The organism is Xanthomonas sp. SHU 308 (genome assembly GCF_000364645.1).
GTDB lineage: Bacteria > Pseudomonadota > Gammaproteobacteria > Xanthomonadales > Xanthomonadaceae > Xanthomonas_A > Xanthomonas_A sontii.
In genome coordinates, this window is record NZ_AQOK01000326.1 from 1 (window position 1) to 1196 (window position 1196).

Sequence of the window (1196 nt, forward strand, 5' to 3'; positions counted from 1 at the left end):
GCCGCGCCCAGGCGCGGGGCGCGACCGGAGGCGACCTCGGCCACGTCGGCCACGCGCACCACGATGCCGTTGCGGATGGTCACCGGCGCCTGCGCGAGATCGTCGGCGCTCAGCGCCAGGCCGTCTGCGCGCACCACCAGGCCTTCGCCGGCACGCTGCACGAAGCCGGCGCCGGCCTGCACGTTGGCGCGCTGCAGGGCGGCGACCAGGTCGGCCAGGCCCAGGCCGTGCGCGGCCAGTCTGGCGGTGTCCGGATGCACCCCGTATTCCTTGACGTAGCCGCCGACCGTGTCGACGCCGGCCAGGCCGGGGCTGGAACGCATCTGCGGCGCGATGATCCAGTCCTGCACGGTGCGCAGATAGGTGGCGCGCTCCTGCGGTGTGCGCAGCAGTTCGCCGTCCGGCGTGCGGTAGACCTCCCCGGCCTGCCAGCCCGCCGCGCCCGGCCGGGCCAGCCGGGACGGATCGAACGCGGTGAAGTCCACCGTCCACATCAGTACCTCGCCCAGGCCGGTGGTCACCGGCGACAGCCGTGGCGTCACGCCGTCGGGCAACGCCTCGGCCGCCTCGCGCATGCGTTCGGCCACCTGCTGGCGGGCGAAGTAGAGGTCGGTCGCATCGGTGAAGATCGCGGTGACCTGCGAAAAGCCGTTGCGCGACAGCGAGCGGGTCGCGGTCAGGCCGGGGATGCCGGCCAGCGCGGTTTCCAGCGGGTAGGTCCCCTGCCGTTCGATCTGCTCCGGGGTCAGGGCCGGCGCCACCGTGTTGAGTTGCACCTGGCGGTTGGTGATGTCCGGTACCGCGTCGATCGGCAGCCTGCTCAACTGGAACAGGCCCACGGCGGCGAGCAGCGCGGCCAGCGCCACCACCAGCCAGCGGTGGCGCACGGCGGTGTCGATGATCAGCTTGAACATGGTCGCCTCCTCAGTGGCCGTGGTCGGCGTCGCCCTTGGCCAGTTCGGCCTTGAGCAGGAAGGCGTTGGCGCCGACGATGCGTTCGTCGCCGCGCAGTCCGCCGAGGATCTCGATGCGGTCGCCGGCGCGCCGCCCGACCAGCACCGGCTGCGCCTTGAAGCCGCCCGCGACCGCCACGAACACCACGTTGCGGCCCTCGACGGTCTGCACTGCATCGGCGGGGACGCTGAGCGCGCTGTCCTGGCCGTCGGTGACCAGCACCGCCGAGACCGGCGAGCCGG

1 protein-coding gene and 1 pseudogene are annotated in these 1196 nt (G+C 73.1%); both read right to left on the reverse strand.

From position 1 onward, the window contains the following. A partial coding sequence (locus tag D588_RS24565; protein WP_043084502.1) for an efflux RND transporter permease subunit occupies positions 1 to 914 on the reverse strand: 914 nt, incomplete at its 3' end. Positions 915 to 924: 10 nt separating this feature from the next. Beyond that, positions 925 to 1196: pseudogene (locus D588_RS24570) on the reverse strand (efflux RND transporter periplasmic adaptor subunit); the annotation flags it as partial.